The sequence below is a fragment of the Thioalkalivibrio sp. ALE30 genome (assembly GCF_000377465.1).
GTDB lineage: Bacteria > Pseudomonadota > Gammaproteobacteria > Ectothiorhodospirales > Ectothiorhodospiraceae > Thioalkalivibrio.
Window position 1 is genome coordinate 105532 of sequence record NZ_KB898169.1, and the last position, 16080, is coordinate 121611.

The 16080-nt window shown below is 65.0% G+C and carries 18 protein-coding genes; 4 read left to right on the top strand and 14 right to left on the bottom strand.

Features of this window, described 5'->3' with window-relative positions; translation table 11 throughout:
* Positions 1-188: 188 nt before the first annotated feature.
* The 5 genes from D107_RS0103550 to D107_RS0103570 form a co-directional block, all read right to left on the bottom strand.
* On the bottom strand, positions 189-491 hold the full coding sequence (locus D107_RS0103550) for a DUF3817 domain-containing protein (RefSeq protein WP_018866523.1): 303 nt from the start codon (positions 489-491) through the stop codon (positions 189-191).
* Positions 492-578: 87 nt separating this feature from the next.
* Positions 579-860: a hypothetical protein gene (locus D107_RS0103555; RefSeq protein ID WP_018876202.1), complete on the bottom strand. Its 282-nt coding sequence runs from the start codon at positions 858-860 to the stop codon at positions 579-581.
* Between the two features lie 166 nt (positions 861-1026).
* Positions 1027-1461 carry a DsrE family protein gene (locus tag D107_RS0103560; protein WP_018876203.1) on the bottom strand — a complete coding sequence of 145 codons (435 nt, stop codon included), beginning with the start codon at positions 1459-1461 and terminating at the stop codon, positions 1027-1029.
* Positions 1462-1779: 318 nt separating this feature from the next.
* Positions 1780-3414 carry a methyl-accepting chemotaxis protein gene (locus D107_RS0103565; RefSeq protein ID WP_018880794.1) on the bottom strand — a complete coding sequence of 545 codons (1635 nt, stop codon included), beginning with the start codon at positions 3412-3414 and terminating at the stop codon, positions 1780-1782.
* A gap of 313 nt (positions 3415-3727) precedes the next feature.
* On the bottom strand, positions 3728-4354 hold the full coding sequence (locus D107_RS0103570) for a hypothetical protein (protein WP_018876206.1): 627 nt from the start codon (positions 4352-4354) through the stop codon (positions 3728-3730).
* Between the two features lie 275 nt (positions 4355-4629).
* On the opposite strand from D107_RS0103570, the gene D107_RS0103575 reads away from it, so the two are divergent.
* On the top strand, positions 4630-5052 hold the full coding sequence (locus D107_RS0103575; RefSeq protein WP_018866527.1) for a rhodanese-like domain-containing protein: 423 nt from the start codon (positions 4630-4632) through the stop codon (positions 5050-5052).
* Between the two features lie 134 nt (positions 5053-5186).
* Here the strand turns inward: D107_RS0103575 and D107_RS0103580 are convergent, their stop codons facing one another.
* Together D107_RS0103580 and D107_RS0103585 are read right to left on the bottom strand one after the other, a co-directional pair.
* Positions 5187-5666, bottom strand: a complete 480-nt coding sequence (locus D107_RS0103580; RefSeq protein WP_018876208.1) for a cupin domain-containing protein — start codon at positions 5664-5666, stop codon at positions 5187-5189.
* 607 nt (positions 5667-6273) lie between these two features.
* Complete coding sequence (locus D107_RS0103585) at positions 6274-6855, bottom strand: OsmC family protein (RefSeq protein WP_018866529.1); 582 nt, start codon at positions 6853-6855, stop codon at positions 6274-6276.
* 134 nt (positions 6856-6989) lie between these two features.
* Here D107_RS0103585 and D107_RS0103590 point away from each other — a divergent pair, with 134 nt between their 5' ends.
* Positions 6990-8045 carry a GlxA family transcriptional regulator gene (locus D107_RS0103590; RefSeq protein ID WP_018880795.1) on the top strand — a complete coding sequence of 352 codons (1056 nt, stop codon included), beginning with the start codon at positions 6990-6992 and terminating at the stop codon, positions 8043-8045.
* A gap of 228 nt (positions 8046-8273) precedes the next feature.
* Here the strand turns inward: D107_RS0103590 and D107_RS0103595 are convergent, their stop codons facing one another.
* Positions 8274-9365 (bottom strand): tetratricopeptide repeat protein, encoded by a 1092-nt coding sequence (locus D107_RS0103595; RefSeq protein ID WP_018876210.1) that lies wholly within the window; start codon positions 9363-9365, stop codon positions 8274-8276.
* Positions 9366-9700: 335 nt separating this feature from the next.
* Between D107_RS0103595 and D107_RS0103600 the strand changes: the two genes are divergently transcribed.
* Both D107_RS0103600 and D107_RS13580 read left to right on the top strand, forming a co-directional pair.
* Positions 9701-9919, top strand: coding sequence for a group II intron maturase-specific domain-containing protein (locus D107_RS0103600; protein ID WP_081619349.1), 219 nt, complete (start codon positions 9701-9703; stop codon positions 9917-9919).
* Between the two features lie 378 nt (positions 9920-10297).
* Complete coding sequence (locus tag D107_RS13580) at positions 10298-11755, top strand: SH3 domain-containing protein (protein ID WP_081619350.1); 1458 nt, start codon at positions 10298-10300, stop codon at positions 11753-11755.
* On the opposite strand, the gene D107_RS14015 is transcribed toward D107_RS13580, so the two are convergent.
* The 6 genes from D107_RS14015 to modA form a co-directional block, all read right to left on the bottom strand.
* Positions 11721-11981 (bottom strand): hypothetical protein, encoded by a 261-nt coding sequence (locus D107_RS14015; RefSeq protein ID WP_155988090.1) that lies wholly within the window; start codon positions 11979-11981, stop codon positions 11721-11723. The genes D107_RS13580 and D107_RS14015 overlap by 35 nt on opposite strands.
* A gap of 651 nt (positions 11982-12632) precedes the next feature.
* The gene (locus D107_RS0103610) at positions 12633-12950 is read right to left on the bottom strand and encodes a HigA family addiction module antitoxin (RefSeq protein ID WP_018880798.1); all 318 of its coding nucleotides are present in this window, start codon (positions 12948-12950) and stop codon (positions 12633-12635) included.
* Entirely contained in the window at positions 12950-13228 is a 279-nt protein-coding gene (locus tag D107_RS0103615; RefSeq protein WP_018880799.1) for a type II toxin-antitoxin system RelE/ParE family toxin, read from the bottom strand. The genes D107_RS0103610 and D107_RS0103615 overlap by 1 nt, the downstream gene beginning before the upstream one ends.
* An 83-nt stretch (positions 13229-13311) precedes the next feature.
* Positions 13312-14418, bottom strand: coding sequence for a molybdenum ABC transporter ATP-binding protein (modC, locus tag D107_RS0103620; RefSeq protein ID WP_018880800.1), 1107 nt, complete (start codon positions 14416-14418; stop codon positions 13312-13314).
* A complete protein-coding gene (gene modB, locus D107_RS0103625; protein WP_018880801.1) occupies positions 14415-15107 on the bottom strand; it encodes a molybdate ABC transporter permease subunit in 693 nt (230 codons plus the stop codon). The genes modC and modB overlap by 4 nt, the downstream gene beginning before the upstream one ends.
* Before the next feature lie 6 nt (positions 15108-15113).
* Positions 15114-15893, bottom strand: coding sequence for a molybdate ABC transporter substrate-binding protein (gene modA, locus D107_RS0103630; RefSeq protein ID WP_018880802.1), 780 nt, complete (start codon positions 15891-15893; stop codon positions 15114-15116).
* Positions 15894-16080 lie beyond the last annotated feature (187 nt).

Here is a 16080-nt window from a genome sequence, read left to right on the forward strand (position 1 = left end):
GACGTGCAGGGCAAGGCACAAAGCCTGACGTCGGGTCTCCTGCGCTCCGTCGTCCCGGACGCCGCGCAGCGGTGATCCGGGGTCTCCGCCGGTGGGGCGGGCGCGGTCGGTGGCAAGGCCGGCGTGGGCGCTCCCGGCTCTGCGCTTCGCTGAGGCCGGGATGACGCCGTGTGGGGCTGTGCCGCGCGTCAGGCCGTCTCGGCGTTGCCGGTGGGGGTGGTTTCGCGGCGGATCAGGTAGTCCACGTAGAGGAAGCCGAAGGGCACCACGCCGAGGAACAGCACCAGCAGCCATTTCCAAACCGGCCAGCCGCTCAGGTGGCTGGCCATCACCGACGCCGCGCCGTAGACGATGAACAGGATGCCGTGGACCCAGCCGACATAGGTGACGGCCAGGGGCATGTCCGCGTAGGTGCGCAGCGGCATCGCGATAAACAGCAGGGTAATGAGCGACAAACCCTCGAGGACGCTGATCAGGCGGAAGAATTTCATGGGCGGGACCGGTGGATCGGGAAACGCGGCGGAGGGTAGCACGAAGCGCGACGGGCGCCACGAAATGGACCTGGCAGTGTGGTCGGGTTAATTCTTGCGCTGGTTGCGCGCGGATTGTGCGTAGTCCCTGGCCCGGGCGCGGATCTCCTCGAAGAACAGCGCCTCCCAGCGGGTGTTGCGCTCGTCCCGTGACAGAGGTCCTGTGTCCTGTTGCTCGCGAGCCAGGCGCGTGTCGGCCTCGGCCTCGGCGTCATCCAGGATCTGCTTGAAGCTATCCCGTGCCGCGGCTGCCTTCGGGTCGATTCCCTGGCGCTGCAGGACGTTGGCCAGCAGCGCCCCGCCTTTTTTCCACTTCGACCAGAGTCTCACAGCGACGCTCCTCCCAGTAGTCGTCGGCGTGCATCCGGGGTATACCCGAGGACCGAAGAGGTCCGGACAATCGACATCTTACCGGGCCAAGCGGCCTGTTGGGATTCTGGTCTACCAACAAAAAAGGCCCTCCGAAGAGGGCCTCGTCATCACTACCAGCGAGTGATCAGTTCGAGAAGAAACGCACGTTCGGATCAGCCATGTAGGCACCGACTTCTTCCGGATCGGCCGGCGTAATGCCGTCAAGCAGGTCGGCCTCGGTGTAGTCCGTGTTCGGCAGGAAGATGGCGCAGGTCTCGACGGTCGCGCCGTTGTTGAGCAGGTTCATCATCAGTTGCTGCGCATTCCGGTCTGCCGGCTGCATGGTGGCGCCGTCGAAGTCTTCGGTCGCCATCTTCGCGGCAGGACCGCACAGCAGCACACGGATTTCCTGACCCTGACGCATGCTTTGGTTGGCCAGAACCATGGACATGAACTGGGTGTGATCATCGGCCGAGGTGACACTGACGAACAGCTTGGAGGGCTCGTCCGCCTGTGCGGTCGCGCCTGCACCGGCAAGGGCGATAAGGGCGGAAGCGGCTAGTGTCTTGATGGCTCGCATGGAGTCTCCTGATCGTTTCGAAAGTGGAAGAGTAGAAAATAAGCAGATTCTAAAACATATTGCAACAAGAATGCGTCTAGAATGCGATTACAGTGAGAGCGGTCATGAAAACGTCATCGAATGACGACGTGACCCGGGCGGCTGGAGAATGCGATCCTCGAGGAACGTGGGAGTTCCCCGTGCGCCGAACACAAATTCTGTTGTCGGCGAAGGCCTGGTCTCGTCGCGGGACCAGATAGTCCGGACGATATCTGAACGCCTGCAGGGGCAGGCCCGCGGGCCCTGGAGCGGGCCTCGCGGGTGACCAGAATGCGAGGGTTACGCGATGCGGTAGGCGGAGGCCAGGTCGCGCACGCGCGAGGCGATGTCCGCGACTTCCTGGCTGGCGGTCGCGGTCTGGCGCGAGCCATTGGCGGTGTCGCCGGTGATGTCGTTGATCGCGTAGATGTTGCGGTTGATCTCCTCGGCCACGGCGTTCTGTTCTTCCGCGGCGCTGGCGATCTGCGTGGTCATGTCACTGATCCGGCCGACGGCCTGGACGATGGATTCCAGCGCCTGGCCGGCGCGTTCGGCGTCGTTGCTGGTGGCCTCGGCCATTTCGCGCCCGCGGCCCATCGCGGTGACGGCGTCGCGGGTGCCGGCCTGCAGCGCCTCGATCATCGACTGGATATCGGCGGTGGAGTCCTGGGTGCGCGAGGCGAGGGTGCGGACCTCGTCCGCCACCACGGCAAAGCCACGGCCCTGCTCGCCGGCGCGGGCGGCCTCGATCGCCGCGTTCAGGGCCAGCAGGTTGGTCTGCTCGGCGATCCCGCGGATCACGTCCAGCACGGTGCCGATCTGCTGGCCCTTCTCGTCCAGTTTGCGCACGGTCTCCTCGATGGTGGCGACCTCGCCCGACAGACGCCCGATGTCGCTGACGACGGTGCGCACGACTTCGCCGCCCGCGCGGGATTCCTGGTCGGCTTCCTGGCTGGAGGAGGCGGCATCGGAGGCGTTGCGCGCGACCTCCTGAACCGTCGCCGCCATCTCGTTCATCGCGGTCGAGACCTGCTCGGTCTGCGAACGCTGCTGGTCAATGTTGCCGTCGGTCTGCGCGCTGACCGCGGACAACTGCTCGGCGGCCGAGGCCATCTGGTCGGTCAGGGTGCGCAGCTCGCGGATGGAGTCCTGGAACTGGTCGAGCATGCTGTTCAGGGCGGTCGCGGTTGCGCCGATCTCGTCGTCCGCACCGACATTCACACGGCGTGACAGGTCATGGTTGCCGGCGATCCCCTCCAGCGTCTCGCGCATGTGCGCGATCGGGAGCGCCACCGACCGATAGGTCCACACCCCGGTAATCACGACCCCGATCAGGACCAGCAGCATCAGGGCGCCGCTGCGCACCAGCACCTGGGTGTAGAACTCCGATACGCGTTCGGCCTCCGCGCCGGCGACCTCGATCTGCAGATCGACCAGCTCGGTGATCTGGTCGCTGATCGGGTCGATGCTGTCGTACAGCGGGCCGTTGAAGGCATCGAGCTCGCCCTGCACGTTGCCGGACATCCCGCCCAGCGCCGCCTCCAGGCGATCCAGGTCGGCGTTGGCCGCGCGGAACAGGGAGCGGGCGCCATCGGCGAGTTCCTGTTCCCGGGGCGTCAGCGTCGTGGCCAGGTAGACCTCCCAGATCGTGGCGATCTCCGTGCGCGCTTCGCGCACGTCGGCCAGGGCCTCTTCCGCGGTCATGCGCCCGGCATCGGCCTTGTTCACGGCATCGATGACCAGCACCGCGTAGTTGTCCGCGATGGTCTTCAACTGCTGCAGGGGCACGACCCGGTCGTGGTAGATGTTCTGCACGCCTTCTTCGATATTGGCCGTGCCGCGGGCGGCCAGGGCCGCCAGCAGCAGGAGCGCGGCCACGGGTACCACGATGGTGATGACCAGCTTGGATCGAACGGAAAGCGAGCGGAGGTTCATGGGCGGGTCCTTGTATGGCCTGGAAGGGGTAAGCCCGAGGTACCGGGCCGGGGGAATGCCGATCCATGCAGGCGTCCGTGCCCCGGGTATTCCGGGGGCGGGCGTCGTGCGCGGACGGCTGCGGTGTTACCGGCAGGTGCCGCGCCTTGTTCGCGCGCATGGCAGCGGACGCCACCGGCGGCGGCATTACCCTGATGACAGATGAAACGGCCCCGCGCGCCAAACCTTGAGCCACATCAACCGCGCCGAGGGTCGCCCAAGGTGGTGGGTCGCCGGTCGGGCCGGTACCCGCGGTCCTGGCCCGGCCGCCATCTCATTCCGGGTCGCGCCCGCTGGTCGATGCCAGTGTCTCGCGGATCCGCCGTAGGTCGCGTACGTACTCCAGCATGGCCATCATGGCGTCGGCGAACAGGTAGGCCCCGAACAGGATCATCCCGGCCGCAAACAGCCCGGCCAGCGGCCACAGGAGGGCTGCAAGCACGGCCAGTGCCCAGCCGATTGCTTCCACCTGTTCCGCTTCAAGCCCGAACGCGGCAACGGCTGCGCCCGCGAAGGGCTCTGCGGCCGTCAGGGAGATCACCGACAGGGCCAGCGCGAACAGGGCCACGCCGGTTGCCAGCAACTCGCCCGCCAGCCGCATGCAGACGACAACGCAGGTGATGGCGGGATAGTCCCGGGTATCCAGTGCTCCCAGTGCCCGGGCGCGTCGCCACAACAACGCGACCCAAGCGACTACGGCTATCCCGAACAGGATCTGCAGCAGGATCAGGGAGACGTGCGGCCATGGGAGCTCCGGTGTCTCCTGCGCCAGCATCCAGAAGGCCAGCGAGGCCAGCAGTCCGCCGAGGCCCGTCAGGGCGGCGATGCCGCGAAGCGCCCAGCCGGCCAGGCGTTGCAGGGGAAGCGTGCCTTCGGTTCCACCGGTAGTCTCGTCGGTCAAGGGGGCCTCCATGGGGGACGATTGCCCTTGCGATAGTGCCCGAAAATCGCTTCGAGCAGGCGAGAGACCGGTGATTCGGCCGGCGCGTACAACCACGGGGCCCAATGCATGCGGCATGGACTGGTGTGTGGAGGCGCTGCAGGGCCAGCGCGCGTGCGCGTCGGGCTTCGGGCCTTTTGCAATCATGCGGTGTTTCGCGAAATCTATCGGAACTAGGGGCGCCTGCTGAAGCGAACCCCGTGCGCCCTCACAACCCCGACGCAAAAGGAGCCTGCATGGTGAACGAGACGGACGATCCAAAGCTGGAGATCAGCGTCAACGCGGCCCGCGAACTGGTGGATATTGGTCTGGCGGTGCTGCTGGATATCCGTCAGCCCTTCGAGCTGGAACTGGAGGGCGAGGTGGAAGGGGCGGTCCCGGTGCCCCTGTTCCGCCTGAAGCAGCTACTGGGTCGGGGCCTGTCGGAGGAAGAGCAGGAGCTGCTGGACGCGGACGAGCCGGACGATCGCGATTTCCAGCACTTCATCTCCCTGATTAACCGGCATCACGTCACCCAGGACCAGATCCTGCTGTGCCTGTGCAACAGCGGCCGGCGCAGCCTGCGCGCCGCCGAGCTGCTGCGGGACCTGGGGTATACCCGCTGCCTTTCCGTTCGCGAAGGCTTTCGCGAGTGGCCCCGCGACGCCGCTACCGAATAAGGCGCGTATTCGCCTGCCTACCTCGTTGACGGCAATGCGCCGAGACCCGGCGCATTGCGCAAAGGCTTGTCGTTCTGCCCGCCCGTTGGAACGAGCCCGGGGCGTCAAGCCCGAATGGCAGGGATCGGCTGCCCTCAGTGACCGTGCGTCTCGTGCGCGTCCACCGGCTCTTCGAACGCGATGAACAGGATGCAGTCCTCGTCCGAGATGCAGTGGGTGGTGTGTGCCAGGCGCGGCGGGCCATAGGCGTAGGTCCCGGGTCGAAGCACCACCGGTTCCTGGTCGTCGTAGTCCACCTGCATCTCGCCCTGGACCAGCACCATGCGCTCGGCGCTGGTGTGCCAGTGGTGGGGCGCGGTGCTGTTGCCGGGCAGCAGGAAGAACACATCGGCGTTGGGCTCGGCCGGGTCGCCCTGGAGGACAGCCAGGCGGCAGTCGTCGGGCATGAAGGCCGGGCAGGGGTTCCATTCGAGATCGGGGGCGTCCGGCGCCCAGATAAAGGCCTGGCCGTCGTCGGCCGCCAGGCTCGCCAAGGGGGCGGCCAGGGCGAGCGCGGCGGCCCATGCAGCCAGGCGGCGAAGCGTTCCCGTGGGCCGGATCGAGTGGTCGTACATGAGGCACCTCCTGGGGTCCATGGCTTGGCCGGCCGCGGGCCGGGCGTAGCCTTTTCTCCGTCATGGGCCCCGCCACAGGGATGCGTGCGCGCGGCCTTTATCCAGGATTCTGGCTTGGCCCGGTCGGGGTGGCTTCCACAATCTTGCGGCGGGGGAGCGGATGTTGCGGTTACCACGTCGCACCTTCGCTACTGCGGCAGTGGTTCCGTACGCGCGCACCGAGGGGGCCGTACCGAAGGGGTCAGACCATGCCTTTTGCCCGTCCCGTGTTGCGGGCACAAGAGCCAAGGTCTGCCCCCCCGGTTGCCCGTGGGAGCCTGCTTGCAGGCGAAGCTCCTGCCCGTGCTGGATGTAGCAGGGGCCAGAGCCTCAATGGGTTGGCATGAAGCGAAAGGCAAGGTCGGACCCGTTGATTCTGCGGATCGCGCCAGCCTCGAATAACGGTGGGGAGCGAAGATGGGTCTCACGTTCGCGCCTTCGCTATAGCGCTGGACCGTCCCTGGTCCAGCCTTGGCCTTCGCAGCAGACGGCGGCGCGTACTGCTGGCGCCGCCGTCACCCTGTAAACCGGGTCGCTTGCAAGGGGCGCGTTCACCCAGGCGCTGACGTCAGGCCGCCGACCGCCCGGCATGAGAGACCCGTTCGATCCTGACGGGGACCGGTCGGCAGACCGTGTTGCAGACCGGCGAGTGGTCCTGCGCAAACCCGAGCAGGTCGTCCAGTTCTTGCTCGCTGCAGTCCGCGTCGATCTGCATCTGGATGGCGATGTCCTGGTAGCCCGCAGGGACCTCGTCATTAAGCGCCAGAAGACCTTCCAGATTGATCGTTCCTTTCAGCTCGGTCGAAAGCGAATGGATACGAATACCCCGGGCGGTGGCGTGCAGCACGGTCGTCGTGGTCACGCATCCCGCCAGTGCATGGAGCAGGTATTCAACCGGGTTGGCGCCCTCGTTTTTGCCGAGTAGTACCGGCGGTTCCCCGTTGGTGAATTCCCACCCGGTATCCCGCGAGGCGTCTTCGGCACCCGCACCATAGAAGTCCTTGATGGTCGATCGATTCTCGCCTCCGCTGATCCAGGTGTTGCGGGCGCGGAACTCGAACTGCGCGAGTTCGCGGTTGTCCTGCAGGGCCTGCACGGTCGTGGTCATCTGATCCACGTTCAGGCCGTTCATCGTGTTCTGCGTGTTCATGGCTGTTCTCCGTTTGAGAAGGGACCATTGCGCGCCATCGGATGGTGACGCAGCTTTAGGCTATAACCGGGGAATCGACCGCATAAGCGGCAGACGAGCCAGAAGCGTGGCGTTCGTGCCACCGGAGGACGCAGATGAGCCGCTCGGACATGCCTGTCGAGGTGCTGATCGTTGCCGTCCCCGAAACCGCAGGTTCCGCGCTGTACGGCATGGTGGACGTGCTGTCGGCCGCCGGGAATCTCTGGCAACGCCTTCGCCATGAGCCCGTCAGCCAGGCCGGGTTTCGGGTGCGCATCGTCGCCCGCGAACGCAAGCCTTTTCTGTGCGGAAACGACATTCCGGTGCAGCCGCATTGCGCGATTCGCGACCAGCCGGAGGCGTCCATCGTGATCCTGCCCGAGCTGTGGCTGGGCCCGGATGAATCCTTCCATGGCCGGTACCCGGAACTGATGCGCTGGGTTCGCGACTGTTACGAGGGCGGGAAATCGATCTACTCGGCCTGTTCCGGCACCATCATGCTGGCCGAAACGGGTCTGTTGGCCGGGTGTGCCGCCACCTCGCACTGGGGGTATCAGGACCTGTTCCGGCGCGACTATCCGGAAGTACGATTCCTGCCCGAACCCAATCTGGTCCTGGCGGACCCATCGGGGCGGATGGTCAGTGCCGGGGGTACCACGTCCTGGCACGATCTGGCCTTGCATATCATCGCGCGCCATCTGGGCCCGGTGGAGGCCATCCGCATCGCCAAGGTGTATCTACTCAAGTGGCACGATGAAGGCCAGGGGCCTTATACCCCGCTGGTGCGGAAATCCGACCATACCGACGCCCGAATGCGGCAGTGCGAGGACTGGCTGGGCCAGCATTTTGCCGAACACTCCGCGATCCGCTTGCTCACCGAGGAATCCGGCCTGGCCGAACGCACCCTGAAGCGGCGTTTCAAGCAGGCCACCGGCGTATCCCTGGTGCATTACCTGCAGAACCTGCGTATCGAAAGGGCCAAACACCTGCTCGAGACTACGACGATGTCCATCGAGGAGATCAGCTTTGCTGTCGGATACGAGGACGTATCTTTTTGTCGGGAGCTGTTCCGGCGGCTGACGGGCACCACCCCGGGGCGTTATCGCAGGCTCTTCTTTGCCGGCACGGACCTGGATGCCCGGCAGGCCCATCCGGACAAGGCCGCGAGCTGAAGACTGGATAGGGTCAAGATGGGTGTCCCCTTCGCAGGCCGACACCGTCATCGCGAGGCGCGCAGCGCCGTGGCGATCGCTGACGGGATGCCCGGGCGCTGGCCGAGGCGGACGTCGGGGGCTGCGTTTGGAGATGGCCACGGCCCCTGCGGGGCCTCGCCATGACGGGGCGGGGGGGCGAGCTGGTCGGCCTCTGCTTGCTGCGCTTCGGCTGCCCGCGCTGGTGGTCTAGCGGGAGATCTCGGCCTTGCGCGCCTCGGCGTCGCGGCGTTGCTCCGGGGTGAGCTGCTGGTGAACGTAGTCGCGGGCCTCCGCGGCCGGTTTGTGGCCCTGATCGGCGGCGCGCGCGAACCAGACCCAGGCGCCGGGCAGGTCGGCCTCCACGCCACGGCCCTCGGCGAGCACGATGCCCATATTGTACTGGGCCGGGGCCAGCCCCTGCCGCGCCGAGGCCAGGTACCAGGCGGCCGCGGCCGACTCGTCCTGAGTCACCCCAAGCCCTCGTTCCAGGAGGACACCCAGGTTCGCCTGGGCCTGGGGATGCCCGGCTTCGGCCGCGGCGCGATACCAGTGGGCCGCCGCCGTCAGGTCTTCCTGCGTGCCGTTGCCGTCGCGGCAGAGGTTGCCCAGGCGGGCGGCGGCGTCCGGGTCTCCGGCCTCGGCGGCTTGCCGATACCAGTGGGCGGCCCCGGCCATGTCCGTTGCCACACCGTCGCCCTGTTCCAGGGCCAGGGCGAGGTTGAAGGCCGCGTCACGGTGTCCCGCCTCGGCGGCCCGGGCGTAGTACTCGGCTGCCGCAGCCCGGTCGCGCGCGCATCCGCTGCCTTGCTGATGCGCGACGCCGAGACTGTTCAGGGCGTCGGGGTCGCCGTGCTCCGCGGCGCGTTTCCACCAATGGACGGCCTCGGTGGCGGCGGCCTCGTCGCCCGCGTTCTGCAGCAGCACGGCCAGGTTGTTCTGCGCCACGACGTGACCCGCCTCGGCCGCGTGGCCATACCAGTGTCGGGCGGCCTCGGTATCGGCCGGGTCCGCCTTCTCCGCCATCACACCCAAGTTAAAGCTGGCATCGCTCAGCCCCTGCGCCGCGGCCTGTTCCCAGTACCCGCGCGCACGCTCGGTATCGGCCTCAAGGCCCAGACCGTCGGCATACAGAATCCCCATGCCCAACTGGGCCCAGGCGGAGCCCGCCTCGGCACTGGCCGCCCAGAGCTCCCCGGCGGTTCGATAGTCGCCGCGTTCGAACGCGGCAAAGCCGTCCTGATCGGCTTGGCTCGGCCCTTCGGGCTGTTCCGGATGCGGCGGGTTGGCAGGCGTACCCATGGCGGTGGTTCTCGCTGGCAATGTTTGCGGAGCGCCCGAGCATACAGTCTGGCCACCCGTCCGCAAGCAACCCCGGGCGCTGACCGCACGTTGCGGAACGGAAACGATGGGTCTCCTCGTCTTCGTCGCCCCTCTGAGGTTTCATCACGACGGAGAAGCAAACACCGTCATCGCGAGGCGCGTAGCGCCGTGGCGATCTCTGTGGATGTCCTTGGCGCTGATCGAGGCGGACGTCTGGGGTCGCGTTCGGAGATGGCCACGGCCCCGGCGGGGCCTCGCCATAACGCGGCAGGGAACGTGGGTGTCCTAGTCTTCCGTTTGCGGAACAACGGACGGTGTTGAATCGCAAGCTTCGCGGCCATGATGCCTACTTTGGCATCACCGGGAACGTCAAGGCGCTGCAACGTCTGCGCTTCGAGGTTCAGGGCCGTTGGCGCAAGTGGCTCAGCCGCCGATCCCGAGCGGCGCAACTGAACTGGATCCAGTTCAACCGCCTGCTCCAGCGTCACCCGCTCCAGCCAGCACGCGTGGTTCACCGTGTGTACGCCACGTAGCATTTGCTACACCGAGGAGCCGGATGCGTCAATCGCGCACGTCCGGATCTGTGGGAGCCGCGGGTGAGCAATCACCCGTGGCCACCCAGCCCCCATTTTTCCTCGACTGCGGAACCAATCGGCGGTGGACTTTCTACCACCTCCTGGCGAATTCTCCGTCTTGCGACCCGCACCCCGCTTTGAAACAATACCTTCGCCCCATCCGCTAACGCCGGATGCAAAACGACCGACTGGAACCCGACTAAGGACCAGACAATCAATCTCGTCCTGCTCACCAACCTCGAAGGCCTTTAGAGCGGATTGCCTTCGCCAAGCCAAATAGCCTCTCGCACTCAGGGACGCGGATGCCCGTCTAAACCTACCTCAGGGACGAAACCAATGAAACGACTTGTATTCCTAACAATTGCGCTATTGATCCCAGGGGTCGGCCACCCAACCTACCTCCAAGCACTCGCCGCATATAACCAAGGGGATTACGAGTCCGCCTACGAACTTTACAAGGAAGGTGCCGAACAGGGCATCGTATCGCCTCAACGCGAACTCGCAAAACTATACCGAGACGGGAAAGGCGTCGAGCACAATTACTCGCGTGCGGCCTATTGGTTTACCAAAGCAGCTGAACAAGGCAACCCGCAAGCGCAATACCAACTAGGCCTCCTATATGCTCGTGGGAATGGAGTGCAGCGAAATGACCAGACTGCTGTGCACTGGTTTAGGAAAGCTGCCAACGAAGGGAGCGCAGACGCTCAGTATCACCTCGGGATGGCGTACGACCTGGGGTTTGGCGTTGATCAAGACCCTTCCGAGGCGATGGATTGGTACCGACGGTCCGCGGAAAATCGCTTCGTCGACGCAAAATTCAACCTCGCGTACAACTATCAACACGGGAACGGCGTTACACAAGACCTGTCTAGGGCCATCTACTGGTACGAAAAAGCCGCCGAACGCGGGGACATGATGTCACAGCTCAACCTAGGCATTTTATATGAGACCGCTGACCACCTTGAAGACCATTACGCGCGCGCGGCGAACTGGTATCTGAAAGCTGCTGAACAGGGCGATCCAACCGCGCAGCACCATCTTGGCGAGGCTTATTTTTTTGGCCGTGGAGTCCAAGAAGATCCCTCCGAAGCAGCTCGCTGGTTCCTTAGTGCAGCTAACCAAGGGGACCTCACCTCACAATACAACCTTGGCGTCATGTACAGCCGTGGCATCGGTGTCCGCGAGGATCCCGAAGAGGCCGCTCGCTGGTATCGCCTCGCCGCCAAAGAGGGCCAACCGAACGCGCAAAACAATCTTGGAATTGCATATTTAGATGGGGTCGGAGTCGAAGAGAATTCCGCTTGGGCATTATATTGGTTCGCTTTAGCGGCGCAAGCTGGGCACCAAGGTGCAGAGACAAACATCGAACGAAATTTACGCTCCTTTACCGAGAATCTTGCCGTTAGAAAGATTTCACCATCCGCGGCCAACGTACGAGCGGGCGGATCCACTTCTTATGAAGTTATAACCCAGGCTACCAAAGGCACCAAGGTCCATATACTGGATACAGTTGACGGATGGCATGAAGTTTATCTGGGAAGTGGGCATACGGTTGGGTGGGTCGCTTCTTCAGTGCTCGAAGACCTGCCACGCTCCCAACCTCGACAAACCTCCCAGTCTCCAAATTTTCCAGCCAGACCTGCCTCCCAACCAGGCAGAACGGTATGCAACACTCGCTGCAACAACGGAGATTGCTTTCGTACGTACGATGATGGTCGGCAAATTCGCTTCCAAGCTGAACGTCGCTATAATGCGATGACTAGGCAGTGGGAATGGGATTCGGGAAGCTGCTGATCGCAACTAGACTGTGTTTTTCGCTGCCTGCATCCTCGATAGTCTTTTTTGGTTGAGTTGAGGTAAATAGGTGCTGGAAGAGCCGGCATGCCGTTCCTAAAATGAAGCGGTCATCCCCAGTCACGCCGGGATAGTCGCGGAAGTCGTCATGCATCAGCCCGTGATCGAAGGCGTTGTACGTCGGACCCGGATTTTCTTCGAGGGCGAAGGGCTGGGGGTTGTCCACGCACCTAAGCGCACCTAAGGGGTCAGGCCTTGCCTTTTGCCCCTGTCGTGGCAGCACGCACCTAAGGGGTCAGGCCTTGCCTTTTGCCCCTGTCGTGGCAGGGAGGCAAAAGGCAAGGTCTGACCCCTGTGCCCCACAGACCCCTGTGCCCCACAGCGCAGTTCCCGGGATGACGACCGACTTGGAACAGCGCAAGCCCAACACAGGATGCGCCTCCTCCATCGAAGCAGCGCCGAACCCATCTCCGACGCGGGCGAGGGCGTCGCGAGAAGAAAGTGGGTGTCCTCATGCCGCTCATCCTCATGCCGCTCAGGCCGCGTCAATAACGCTTGCAACTCCCGATAAGGCGATGCCCACCAAAACAAGGGTTAGGCCAATCTGTGCAGCTCGTAGCCAGCCGTCAACGATCGTTACGTGTGTAACTGGCTTCCCGTTCGCATACGTATTTAGGCTTGGAGAAATCTTTATTCCTCGGAATGAGAAGAGAGCCAAAACCAATGTCCCTATGATTTGCAGAATGGCGGAGAGGCCGACGAGGTAGACCATATGGTCTTTCACGAAGATAGATGGATCGAACATGTTAAAAGGCCTTTCGAATCCTTGTCCTAGCGAGGTGTGACCCGGTGATGCCCACCGACTGTGCAATGCCGCCTACGCCGTTGGTTGGCCCTTGTCGGGTTGATCTTCGAACCGCATCTGCTGGACGGCATCCAGCTTCACGTTCCTGCGTGCACACCAGAGGTCGTGCTGGTCCTGCATCGCCAGCCAGCTTTCCGGCGAACGGCCGAGCGTTTTGGACAGACGCAGCGCCATCTCGGGACTGACCCCGCTACGACCCTGCAGGACGCGCCCCAGGGTGGAAGGCGAGACATCGAGTTTGCTGGCTAGCTGGCGGGCACTCAGCCCGAACGGTTCCAGATAGACCTCGCGAATGAACTCGCCGGGGTGCGGAGGGTTGTGCATGTTCATCAGTGGTAATCCTCGTAGTCCAAGACGTGGACATTGCCGTCACGGAACTCAAAGGTCATGCGCCAGTTGCCGCTGACCCGGATGGTCCAGCGTCCTTGCGCCGAGCCCTTGAGTGGGTGCAAGTGGAAGCCGGGGATATCCACGTCCTCGATTGAGGAAGCGGTATCGAGGGTCGCCAACTGCATCCTCAGCCGCTTCGCGTGCCGAGGCTGTATCCCGGTGACGCTTCCCGATTCGTAGAAACGGCGCAGTCCCTTGTGCCGAAACGACTTGATCATTTGTCAAGTGTAGCGCATTGCGCGACGCTCGACATTCTGTTTGCCGATATCGGATGGCCCGGCACGCAGGGCACCCGCTGTGATCAGTCGAGAAAGGCGACGGACTTGACGAGCGCGTGGGCGCGGGTGCCGGGCTGGAGGGTGAGGCGTTCGGTGGAGAGGCGGGTGAGTTCGGCCATCAGGGTCTGGCCGTCGTCCTGGCGGCAGGTGGCCAGGATGCGGGCGGGGCCGTGGTGCCCGGGCGCCTCATCCAGCGACTCGATGGTCACGGGGATGATGTTGAGGATGGAGACGTCCTGGGGCGGGGTCAGCGCGATGGAGACGTCGCGGGCGTCGATGCGCAGTCGGGCCGGGCGGCCGGCGCCGTTGGTGGCGCCCGGTGTGGATGGTACGCGGTAGCGGGCCTCGGGCGGGCCGAAGGGGTGGAGGCCGTGGGCGTCGGCCGGGCCCAGTTCGCCTTGCAGGACGGAGACGGCGCCTTCGTCGCGGAACAGGGGGGAGTCGGCGCGGGCGAGGGCGTCGCGCAATGGCTCCAGGCGTTCGAGCTGGCCGTCGTGCATGAAGGCGACGCGGTGGGCGAGGCGTTCGACCTCGTCCGGGGCGTGGGTGACCAGCAGGGTGGGGATGCCGGTCTCCTCGGACAGGCGGGCGAGGAAGGGCATGATCTCGCGCTTGGTCTGGGTGTCCAGCGCGTTGAGCGGTTCGTCGAGCAGCAGCAGGTCGGGGCTGGTGAGCAGGGCGCGGCCGAGGGCGACGCGCTGGCGCTGGCCGCCGGAGAGCTGGTCGGCGCGGCGCCCCAGCAGCTCGGTGATGCCGAGTAGGTCTGCTACTTCTTCCAGGTGCAGGCGGCGCAGGGGTTCCGGCGTGCGTTTGTAACCATAGAGCAGGTTGCCGCGTACGGAGAGGTGCGGGAGCAGGGTGGATTCCTGGAACACGAGGCCGACGCGGCGGCGGTGCAGCGGGACGAAGGTCTTGCCGGACTGCCAGACGGTGCCGCCGAAGTGCACCTCGGCGCCGGGCGGATGTTCCAGGCCGGCGATGATGCGCAGAAGGGTCGTCTTGCCGCAGCCGGAGCGGCCGAACAGGGCGGTGACGCCCTCCAGTGGAAAGGCCGTGTCCACGTCGAGTGCGAAGCCCGCGCGTTCGAGGCGCGCCTTGATGCGCAGGGTTTCGCCTGTGGGGCGGGTCACAGGCGCACCGTGTCGAAGCGGCGGTTGATCGCGTAGACCACGAACAGCACCACGAAGGCGAAGATCAGCAGGCCCAGCGACAGGCGATGCGCGGAGGCGAAGTCCATCGCCTCGGCGTGGTCGTAGATCAGGATGGACAGCACCTGGGTCTCGCCGGGGATCGCGCCGCCGAGCATCAGGATCACGCCGAACTCGCCGAGGGTGTGGGCGAAGGCGAGCGTGGCGGCGACGATGAAGCCGCCGCGCGACATCGGCAGGACCACGGTGAAGAAGCGGTCGATGCGCCCCGCGCCCAGCGAGCCGGCGATCTCGGTCGGCCGGCGGCCGAGGTTGGCGAAGGCCTGTTGCAGCGGCTGCACGGCGAACGGCAGGGAGTAGATCACCGAGGCGATCAGGATGCCCTGGAAGGTGAAGGCCAGGTGGTTGAGGCCCCAGCTCTCCAGTGTGCTGCCGACTGGGCCGGCGGGGCCCAGCAGGACCAGTAGATAGAAGCCGAGCACGGTGGGGGGCAGCACCAGCGGCAGGGCGACCAGTGCCTGCACCGCGGTGCGTACGCCGCCGGGGGCACGGCCATTGGCCAGCCACCAGGCAATGGGCGTGGCGATCACCAGCAGGATCAGCGTGGTGTACAGCGCGAGCTTGAGGGTAACCTCGATCGCCATCCAGTCCGTGTGGCTCAGCTCGAACATGTCGGGTTACTGGGCGGCGGCGTCGGGCAGCTCTTCGCCGGGCATCACGAAGCCGTAGCGGCGCATGATGTCGCGGGCGGTATCGCCGTTCATGTAGTCGGCGAAGCGGTGCGCGGTCTCGTTGTGTTCACCGCGTCGGGTGATGATGAAGCCCTGGGTGAGTGGTTCGTGCAGGGCGTCGTCGATCAGGTAGTGCGGGTGTTCGGCGAGGTCCGGAAACTCGGCCAGGGACAGAGCGATGATGCCGATCTCGGCACCGCCGGCCTGGATCATGCGCGCGGTCTGGGCGATGTTGTCGCCGTTGACGATCTTGGACTGCAGGTCGTCCCAGACGCCCACGGACTTGAGCGCCTCCATCGCGCGCACGCCGTAGGGCGCGTGGGTGGGCGAGGCGATGGCGACGCGGCGGATGTCGTCGCGCAGCAGGTCTTCCAGCGTCATCGTGGAGGCATCCATGCGGTTGCTCCACAGCACGATGCGGCCGATGGCGTAGACCTCCGGCTCGGTGACCGCGTGGCCCTCGGCGCGCAGCTTCTGCGGGTAGGCAATGTCGGCGGAGAAGAAGACGTCGTAGGGGGCGCCGTTCATGATCTGCGTGGTCATACGGCCGGACGAGCCGTAGGTGACGCGTACCGCGTCGTCCGGGTGCGCCTCGCGGTAGGCGTCCAGGATCTCGTCCAGGGCAAAGCGCAGGTCGGAGGCGGCGGCGATGGTCAGCGGGCCGTTGGCGGTGGCCAGGCCGGGTAGCAGGAGGAGCAGGGTCAGGAGGAGGGCGCGCAGGTGCATCGTTGGGGGTGTTCCCTGTGGCTGGGTTTTGGTGGGCTCGGGTGGCTCCGTTGGGAGATTACTCGCTGCGCTCGCCCTTCGGGCCGGCCTTTGGCCGTTCAACGCAGCTTCGCTGCTTTTGTGCTTCATCGCGGTGCTCCTCGCAGTGACGAGCACTTTTTGGCGCTGTGCGATGCGTTATATTTCA